Raw genomic sequence first — 8,841 nt, 5'->3', positions numbered from 1 at the left:
GATAGAAGCAGAACGGTTACGCGCAGAGTAAGCCAACATAATTGGTGCTTCGAAGTGCGGTACCAGACGCTTGTATGAGTTTGTAGACGGGTTAGTGATCGCATTCAATGAACGCGCGTGTTTGATCACACCACCGATGAAGTAAAGTGCAGTTTCAGAAAGACCTGCATATTCATCACCAGCAAACAGGTTCTTGCCATCTTTAGAGATTGACATGTGAACGTGCATACCAGAACCGTTGTCGCCTACCATTGGTTTAGGCATGAAAGTCGCAGTTTTCGCGTATTGGTGCGCAACGTTCCAAACAGCATATTTAAACTGTTGTACTTCGTCTGCTTTACGAACCATTGTGTTGAAGCTTACACCGATTTCAAGCTGGCAAGATGCAACTTCGTGGTGATGTACTTCTACACGGCCTGGGCCCATGATCTCTTCGATTTTTGCACACATGTCTGCACGCATATCGTGGTGAGAATCTACAGGAGGAACTGGGAAGTAACCGCCTTTAACACGTGGACGGTGACCAGAGTTACCTGATTCGTAGTCTTTGCCAGTTGACCATGCAGCCTCTTCAGCGATCAATGTATGGCGAGCGCCAGACATGTCGATTTCCCATTTTACTTCGTCAAATACGAAAAATTCTGGCTCAGGACCGAAAAATGCAGTATCACCAATACCAGTAGATTTCAGGTATTCTTCTGCACGGCGAGCGATTGAACGTGGGTCACGGTCATAACCTTGACCAGTTGAAGGTTCAATGACATCACAAGTTACAACAACTGTAGGCTCAGCGAAGAACGGGTCGATAAAACCTGTTTCAGCATCTGGGCGTAAAATCATGTCTGACGCTTCAATACCTTTCCAGCCAGAGATTGAAGAACCATCGAACATTTTACCGTCTTCAAATGTATCTTCATCAATAGTGTCTGCTGGGTAAGTCACGTGTTGCTCTTTACCTTTAGTGTCTGTAAAACGGAAGTCTACCCATTTTGCGGCACTTTCTTGGATGAGTTGAAGGACCTTGTTCGCCATGCTCAATTTGCTCCGATGTTTTTTTGTTGCACTTACGAAGTGCGTGTTAGTAGTTGGTAGTTATTAAGCAATTACCGTACCAACTTTTAAAAGTATAGCTAAAATCTTGAAATCCTTATGAGAATACGTGGATTGAAAGAAATACTTTCGGCCTATTATACTGTCTGTATAATTAAATGCACTATATTCAAGCATTCTCTGTGATTTTTGTTTCGTTAGATTTCACACTGCACCTTAACAGTGCGGTAAAATCACTATAGATGTTATTTCTGGTAAATAATGATGGGCTTATGTAGCTTTTATAAACTTTAGGTGAGTTTTTAATCGATTTAAAAGGTATTTTTGTATTATACTGCGAATATTCAGTTTTTCTTAAAGACTAAGGTTAAGAAAATACTCACCAAATTGAGTCACTTTAGACAAATAAATGATAAGAATACTGTTCCGTTTTCTCCGACTGCTAATCAACTGTTGTTTTTTAAAGCAACTCATAAAAAATTAAAACATCAAAATTATGTGTATATATTTTTTGACCTTAACTTACTTTTAGTTATTTAATATTTTTTGGTTATATCACTGTGTGTATTAATCCTTATCAACCCTGTTCATTTGGCTAAGCAGAAAAATTGGGCAAATTGTTGCGCCGTAGTTTCAGATTATTTGCTATGATGATTGTCGCTTTATTTTCACACAATGAAATCAACAGTTTAGTCAGCTTTTCTAGCTAGCTAAAAAACTGCTAATAAAGCACGCTCTGAATTACTCAAGCACAGTTTAAGTGCATTAATTTCAATAGGTTAAGCTCATGCTTTTAATGATCGACAACTATGACTCCTTTACTTACAACATCGTCCAGTACTTTGGCGAGCTGAATCAAGAAGTAAAAGTAGTCCGTAATGATGCCGTGACTTTGGAAGATATTGAGCGATGGCAACCCAAGTATCTGGTCATTGGCCCTGGTCCATGTTCTCCAAGTGAAGCCGGTATTTCCATTCCTGCGATTCAGCACTTTGCTGGCAAGATTCCGCTATTAGGCGTATGTCTCGGCCATCAAAGTATTGGTCAGGCATTTGGCGGTGATATTGTACGCGCTAAACGTGTCATGCACGGCCGTCTATCCGACATGTATCACAGTGACAAAGGGATTTTCAGCAACCTGCCTTCTCCATTTTCTGCGACGCGCTATCACTCATTGGTGATTGATCAGGCGACCTTGCCGGAATGTCTGGAAGTGACCTGCTGGACCAATGAAGCAGATGGCTCAATGGAAGAAATCATGGGCGTAAAACATAAGACATTGCCTGTTGAAGGTGTGCAGTTCCATCCGGAGTCCATCCTGAGCCAGCATGGCCATCAAATCTTTAAAAACTTCCTAGAAATTTATGCGTAAATAATGATGAATATTCAACAAGCTTTAAACCATATTACAAAAAACATTCACCTGACTCAGCCACAAATGGAAGACGTGATGCGTTGCATCATGTCGGGTGAAGCCACTGATGCACAAATTGGCGCCCTGATGATGGGTCTACGCTTAAAAGGCGAAAGCATCGATGAAATTACTGCTGCAGCACGTGTAATGCGTGAATTGGCACTGAAAATTGATGTCAGCGATTTGCCATATTTGGTCGACATTGTTGGCACAGGCGGTGATGGTCAAAATTTATTTAATGTCTCTACTGCTTCAAGTTTTGTGATTGCGGCTGCAGGCGGAACTGTTGCTAAACATGGCGGTCGTGGGGTTTCTGGTAAATCAGGTTCATCCGATGTCCTAGAGCAAGCAGGTATTCGCCTTGATCTGAGTCTTGAGCAAAGTGAACGTTGCATTCGTGAAATTGGTGTAGGGTTTTTATTCGCCCCAAATCACCACAAAGCCATGAAATATGCCGCTGCGCCACGTAAAGAATTGGGTTTCCGTAGTATTTTTAACTTACTCGGCCCGCTTACGAATCCGGCTGGAGTAAAACGCTTTGTCATTGGTGTTTTCTCACATGAGTTGTGCCGCCCAATGGCTGAAGTGCTTAAGCAACTCGGTGCTGAACATGTCATGGTGGTGCATTCACAAGATGGTTTAGATGAAATCAGTTTAGCATCTAAAACTTATGTGGCTGAACTCAAGAATGGTGAAATCACTGAATGGGAAATCATTCCTGAACAGGTCGATATTGCCTCTCAAACCTTAACAGGTCTAACCATTGACAGTGCTGCCGACAGCTTAAAACTGATTAAAGACGCGTTAAGCAAAAAGAAATCTGAAATTGGTGAGAAAGCCGCAAATATGGTGGCGCTTAATGCTGGTGCAGGTATCTATGTAGCTGGTTTAACCATTAGCTATAAACAAGGTGTTGCCCTTGCCCATGACATTATTTATGGGGGACAAGCTCTAGAAAAAATGGGCATTTTGGCAGAATTTGGCAATACGCTCAAAGAATACGACATCTAAGACAGCAGGAATTTTTAATCATGGTAGATATCGCAAATACGATTCTAGGTAAGATCGTAGACCGGAAAAAAGAAGAATTTGCTGCACGTCTGAAGCAAAAAAGTTATAAGGATGTTGAAGAGCTGGCTCAAGCTGCCACACCTGTACGTGGCTTTGCTCAATCATTGCTGGCTAAGCGCCCGGGGGTGATTGCTGAAATCAAAAAAGCCTCTCCATCCAAAGGCATTATCCGTGAAAACTTTAATCCAGCGGAAATTGCCGCACAGTATCAGGATGCAGGCGCTGCATGTTTATCCGTATTGACCGATGTGGATTTCTTCCAGGGTGCTGATGAGAATATTCAGATTGCACGTTCGCATTGCGATTTGCCAGCCCTACGTAAAGATTTCCTGATTGATCCTTATGGGGTGATTGAAGCGCGAGCTTTACATGCAGACTGTATCTTGCTAATTGTGGCTTGCCTGTCTGATCAGCAACTGGAAGAAATGTCGAAGACTGCTTTTGAGCATCATCTGGATGTTTTAGTCGAAGTGCATGATGAGGCCGAACTCGAACGTGCGCTTAAACTTTCAGATCGCTGCCTGTTGGGGGTAAATAACCGTAACTTGAAGACCTTTGATGTTGATTTAAATACCTCACTGCGTTTAAAACAGTTACTCGATCCATCTCGCTTGTTGGTGACTGAAAGTGGTATTGCAACACCTGCAGATGTCGCGATGATGCAGGAACATGATATTCATGCCTTTTTGGTTGGTGAAAGCTTTATGAAACAGCCGCGTCCGGATCATGCATTCCGCGAACTGTTTGGTGAACCAGAAGCTGTATAAAAATTTTCAATTCAGGACAAAATTCGTTTTGCCCTGATTCTTCCTACTCCCTGAATCAACTTTTAGACCTTCTAATTTATCTGTTTTTCTGTTCTGCCCCAGCTTGAAATCTCTCTCTAAAATTCAGCCTATCAGCCTATCAGCCTATCAGCCTATCAGCCTGGATATAATCAAATACATTCTGCTTATATGAACAGTAAGACCTAAAAAATCAAATAATAAACGTGAGCTCTTATTGTATATTCACGTTTAAATTTCATTTAAATATTCACTTGAACAGAATACCTAAACAGTATAAGCGCAATGCAGTTCTCATTTTCTTGAATCAGGACTATAATTTATCAATATTTTCGCATATTGCATGTTTTTTGATTATGAGCAAACACGATTCTTCGCTTTCCAAAGATCAGTTTAACTTACTAAAGCAATTTAAAAAACAGATCAGCAATCCACAGCCACGCGTTGAAGTTGAAGCACCTGTGGTGAAAACACCTGAACAGGAACAAGCTGATGAGCTGGAATTGTTTCGTAAACAGATGCAGGGTGTACAAAAAATCGATAATGGCAATATCGCAAAAATCGAAAAAGCCGGCAAGGAAAAACCGGATGCACAGACACTAGCCAAACGTGCTGCTGCTGAAGGTCCGATGCAGACTGATGAAACTGCCCTTTCAGATACCCAGGCCATACTGAATCCAGTCGGAAGTCAGGCTGCGCTGAGCTATCGCATTGCGACCCTACAGCACAAAGTCTTTGAAGATCTGAAAGCCGGCAATCTGCGCTGGTATGAAGCAGTCGATCTGCACGGCTGTACCGTGGAAGAAGCACGTGTTGCAGTATTGCAAATTATCCAGATGGCGAAAGATGAAAATCAGAACGTAATTAAGATCGTACATGGTAAAGGTCCGGAAGCCATTTTAAAGACCTACGTAAATGGCTGGCTGCGTCAGCACCGTGATGTTTTGGCCTTTGTCAGCGCACCTGAAAACCAGGGCGGTACTGGCGCTGTGCTGGTTCTGCTCAAGCGTGCGGAAAAGAATCCAAAGTTCAAACAGTAATCGGAATTAACTCCAAATTAAGGCAATGTAATAGTTTTCTGCTACAATGCCGTCCTTGTTCTATCTCAGTGTAAGTGAATACGTCATATGACTATGCAGCAATCCTACGCAAACATTCTTACTGCCGTTGGTGAAGATTTAAATCGCCCTGGTCTCAAAGATACGCCTGTGCGTGCTGCGAAAGCTTTTTCGTATTTAACTTCCGGCTATAGCCAGACTCTGGAAGAAGTGACCAATAATGCGGTATTCCCGTCTGATAACCATGAGATGGTTTTGGTCAAAAATATCGAATTCTATTCGCTGTGTGAACACCATTTATTGCCATTTTATGGTCGTGTGCACATTGCTTATTTGCCAGAAGGCCGTGTTTTAGGTCTGTCTAAATTTGCCCGTATTACTGAAATGTTTGCACGTCGCTTACAGATTCAGGAAAATCTGACCCAGCAAATTGCAGAAGCAGTGGCTGAAGTGACTAGCGCACGTGGTGTGGCTGTAGTAATTGATTCTGCGCATATGTGCATGATGATGCGTGGTGTGGGCAAGCAGGAATCAACGACACGTACTGTTTCTTTTGTGGGTGATTTTAAAACCAATAAAGAAGAACGTCGTGAATTCCTGAGCGCAGTACCTGAAGCTTACTAATCGTTTTGATTTCAAAAGCCTCGACACTTGTTGAGGCTTTTTTATATGTGCTTTAATTTATTCAATTTCAGATAACTTTAACTTGAGGATTCACTATGTCATCAATTTGGTTAGCAGGTCATGGTTTAACCCAGAGTGAAACCATAATTGATTATCCCCGTCCTGATCGCCTGGTCGCTGGCAATCCTAAACGTTCTACACAAAGCTTGTATGATCATCCCAATATGAATTGCGGTATCTGGGAATGTGAAATAGGTGCATGGAATATTGTGTTCGCTGAGAATAAACAGGAATTCTTTACGGTCATTGAAGGTACAGTTCGCCTGCATGATGCCAACAAAAAAAGTTATGTAGAAATCAAAGCCGGTGATGCAGGTATTATTCCACCAGGCTTTGTCGGTACTTTTGAAGTGGTAGAGGCAGTCAAAAAATACTTTGTCGTAGTTGAAGCCTAAAACCTGCTTTTGCAGGTTTTTCTTTTTTAAAGCTATAAATAAATTCTACTTCTACAATTCATTACAGCATCACTACCCGCTTTAGCACTCTTCCAGCCTACATTATTCCTGATCATCTGTTCAGTTATGCAGATTGATCTGCTTGTCTATTGCACTTAATAAAAAATTACATACATTTTAAGAAAGCTCATGGACTTCAAAAATACAGACAGGCATTCCTGGTTATAGGGAAATATAGATACATAAGGAGAAAATATGACGATTAAAAAATCTTCAAAAAATGTTCCCCGTAAAACCTCGCGGGTAGTTTCGACCAGTTTTGATTACTCGCTAGATTTTGAAAAAATTAATTTTAGAAAACGGCCTGAATTGTACAGGATTGGACGTGGTGAACAGGGCGTGCTTTCAGTTGAACCGTATAAATCGGAAATTTTGCCATATTGGCGCTTTGCCGATGAAGAGAAGGCCCAAGCGAGCAGTACTAAGATTTATGCCATGTTTCTGGATTATCTGGAAAAGGAAGATTTTATTGGTGCGGATATGGCACGTAAATTCTTGCAGATGGGCTATACCCGTGCCCGCCGCTATGCTAATCATAAAGGCGGTAAAAAATATGACGGTCCGGTGCCAGATGACAAAAAAGGATTGAGCGGCGCCCACGGCAGAGACGAATTGCCTCGTCAGCGAGAAGATCCCGTTAAAGCTGCCGCAGCACGTATCTTTAAAAAAAAATGGGATGAAGCCAAACTTCATCCCGAGTATATTAAGCAAAAACAGCAATTTAAAGACTGGATTGAATCGCTGCAATCCCATCAATAATTTAGGTCAGTGATGGTGTATTCAATACTCGCGTATCCGGGTCATTTTTTGCCAGATACACCCGATTACGACCAGTATTTTTTGCTGCATATAAAGCTGTATCAGCAGTATCCAGGAACTTCTGGTAGTCCGGATGACCATCATAAATCACACAGCCAATACTCACGGTAAACTTGAACTGAATACCCTGTGCAGTCGTGATTATGCCTTCTTCAATAAATTTACGGATATTTTCTGCAATATTCATGGCACGGCGTTGATCGGTATCGACCAGTAACAGCAAGAATTCTTCACCACCCACACGAAAAGCATAGTCACTGCCCTGACTGTATTTCTGTAATCCATCCGCAATAAATTTCAGGGCCAGATCACCCGCCGCATGACCAAATTTGTCGTTAATGGTTTTAAAGAAATCGGCATCCAGCGCCAATAAGGCAAGTGGTGTCTGGTTCTGACATGAATAAGTAATTTCGCGGGAAATAATGGTATTTAGATAGCGACGATTGAGTAATTGAGTCAGGGAATCATTACCCGATTCAATATATTCTGCCACCTGAAATAGCTGATCAATCAGATGCTGAATCTCACGATTCAGCTCACGAATCTGCTGAATCAGGTTCAGTTTTTTTGTTTTGTCCTGACATTCTAAAATGATCTGATTTAGCGTATCGACCTGATGAATGCGTTCAATAATTAGCTGAACCTGATCTGAGCCGGTAAATGCATACGAGGCTTTATGAATAAACCATAGGCCAAATTCAGATTTGGACAGTAGCGGATGACGTAAGGTTTCCTGACCTGAGAACACTTTGTACATCAGCTCATTTTCCCAGTCGAGTAAGCAACTACGCTGCTTATCTTTTTGTACTGCAACATCCTGCATGGCAGAGAACAGACGATAACTGTGCTTGATTTCCTGATTTTTGGCAGTTTTTGCCTCATAGGAACGGCACATGATTTCAGTAGCGAAGCTCATAACCTGTACCAGATAGCTACAGGTCGTCAGCGTCAGCAACTGATCATCATCTTCTAACAGCTCAAATATCTTGCGTTCAATTTCACGTACACCACGCATAATCAGCCAGGATGGAATACCTACCCGGGCATGGACATGACCGACGGTATGCTGTTTCTGTACAGCCTGTAAATAGTGCTTATTAATACCGACACTAAAACTTTCTAACAGCCATTGATGCAAGGTGTTGCGCAGGCGCTGCTGAATCAGATCGTCAGAAAAGAACTCTGCCGACTCTTTTTCCACCAGCATATTTTTATAAAACTCTTCCACCAGTATCAGGGCATTATCCTGTATAAACTGGAAGGTATGGACTAAATCATCTGATGAATAATTTTGGCATATATGCTGCCACTGTCCCGCTAGCATATGCATACATTCATTGTCCATACTCAAATACCCCAATAAATTAGGTGAACAATATATCAAATTTATAAGCTATCGTTACCCCATGCATCCATAATTTTGATGAAACAACATCTAAAACAGCCACAAAATCCTTATATTATTGTAACTTCTATTTTTTATTTAAATCAGTAACTTTTAGAGA

At 41.6% G+C, this 8,841-nt stretch carries 9 protein-coding genes; 7 read left to right on the top strand and 2 right to left on the bottom strand.

Translation table 11 applies throughout. The features are described 5' to 3' along the window. Window positions 1–1,032, bottom strand: a 1,032-nt coding sequence (glnA, locus tag B4033_RS09755) for a type I glutamate--ammonia ligase (RefSeq protein ID WP_349678838.1), incomplete at its 3' end; no start/stop codon positions are given. An 805-nt stretch (window positions 1,033–1,837) separates the two neighbouring features. Here glnA and B4033_RS09750 point away from each other — a divergent pair. The 7 genes from B4033_RS09750 (at window position 1,838) to B4033_RS09720 (ending at window position 7,276) form a co-directional block, all read left to right on the top strand. After that, complete coding sequence (locus tag B4033_RS09750) at window positions 1,838–2,422, top strand: anthranilate synthase component II (protein ID WP_048881554.1); 585 nt, start codon at window positions 1,838–1,840, stop codon at window positions 2,420–2,422. A gap of 6 nt (window positions 2,423–2,428) precedes the next feature. Beyond that, complete coding sequence (gene trpD / locus B4033_RS09745; protein WP_286833526.1) at window positions 2,429–3,475, top strand: anthranilate phosphoribosyltransferase; 1,047 nt, start codon at window positions 2,429–2,431, stop codon at window positions 3,473–3,475. Between the two features lie 20 nt (window positions 3,476–3,495). Continuing rightward, window positions 3,496–4,302, top strand: coding sequence for an indole-3-glycerol phosphate synthase TrpC (gene trpC / locus B4033_RS09740; RefSeq protein WP_076753290.1), 807 nt, complete (start codon window positions 3,496–3,498; stop codon window positions 4,300–4,302). A gap of 374 nt (window positions 4,303–4,676) precedes the next feature. Further along, window positions 4,677–5,360, top strand: a complete 684-nt coding sequence (locus B4033_RS09735; protein ID WP_286833523.1) for a Smr/MutS family protein — start codon at window positions 4,677–4,679, stop codon at window positions 5,358–5,360. Window positions 5,361–5,453: 93 nt separating this feature from the next. Further along, window positions 5,454–6,002, top strand: a complete 549-nt coding sequence (folE, locus tag B4033_RS09730; RefSeq protein WP_017401324.1) for a GTP cyclohydrolase I FolE — start codon at window positions 5,454–5,456, stop codon at window positions 6,000–6,002. Window positions 6,003–6,097: 95 nt separating this feature from the next. After that, complete coding sequence (locus tag B4033_RS09725; protein WP_008303657.1) at window positions 6,098–6,457, top strand: cupin domain-containing protein; 360 nt, start codon at window positions 6,098–6,100, stop codon at window positions 6,455–6,457. A 255-nt stretch (window positions 6,458–6,712) separates the two neighbouring features. Then, window positions 6,713–7,276 carry a DUF4385 domain-containing protein gene (locus B4033_RS09720; protein WP_076753288.1) on the top strand — a complete coding sequence of 188 codons (564 nt, stop codon included), beginning with the start codon at window positions 6,713–6,715 and terminating at the stop codon, window positions 7,274–7,276. Window position 7,277: 1 nt separating this feature from the next. Here B4033_RS09720 and B4033_RS09715 read toward each other — a convergent pair whose 3' ends face one another. After that, complete coding sequence (locus B4033_RS09715) at window positions 7,278–8,681, bottom strand: diguanylate cyclase (RefSeq protein ID WP_286833520.1); 1,404 nt, start codon at window positions 8,679–8,681, stop codon at window positions 7,278–7,280. Window positions 8,682–8,841 lie beyond the last annotated feature (160 nt).

Origin of the sequence: Acinetobacter sp. UBA3132 (assembly GCF_002364825.1) — a bacterium.
GTDB classification, from domain to species: Bacteria; Pseudomonadota; Gammaproteobacteria; order Pseudomonadales; family Moraxellaceae; genus Acinetobacter; species Acinetobacter schindleri.
This window is presented reverse-complemented; position numbering and strand designations above follow the sequence as displayed.

Bases quoted from the DNA above. Each gene is read 5' to 3' on its own strand.
- B4033_RS09720 (WP_076753288.1), top strand. From the start codon at position 6,713: ATGACGATTAAAAAATCTTCAAAAAATGTTCCCCGTAAAACCTCGCGG.
- B4033_RS09750 (WP_048881554.1), top strand. From the start codon at position 1,838: ATGCTTTTAATGATCGACAACTATGACTCCTTTACTTACAACATCGTC.
- B4033_RS09735 (WP_286833523.1), top strand. From the start codon at position 4,677: ATGAGCAAACACGATTCTTCGCTTTCCAAAGATCAGTTTAACTTACTA.
- folE (WP_017401324.1), top strand. From the start codon at position 5,454: ATGCAGCAATCCTACGCAAACATTCTTACTGCCGTTGGTGAAGATTTA.
- B4033_RS09725 (WP_008303657.1), top strand. From the start codon at position 6,098: ATGTCATCAATTTGGTTAGCAGGTCATGGTTTAACCCAGAGTGAAACC.
- trpD (WP_286833526.1), top strand. From the start codon at position 2,429: ATGAATATTCAACAAGCTTTAAACCATATTACAAAAAACATTCACCTG.
- B4033_RS09715 (WP_286833520.1), bottom strand. From the start codon at position 8,681: ATGGACAATGAATGTATGCATATGCTAGCGGGACAGTGGCAGCATATA.
- trpC (WP_076753290.1), top strand. From the start codon at position 3,496: ATGGTAGATATCGCAAATACGATTCTAGGTAAGATCGTAGACCGGAAA.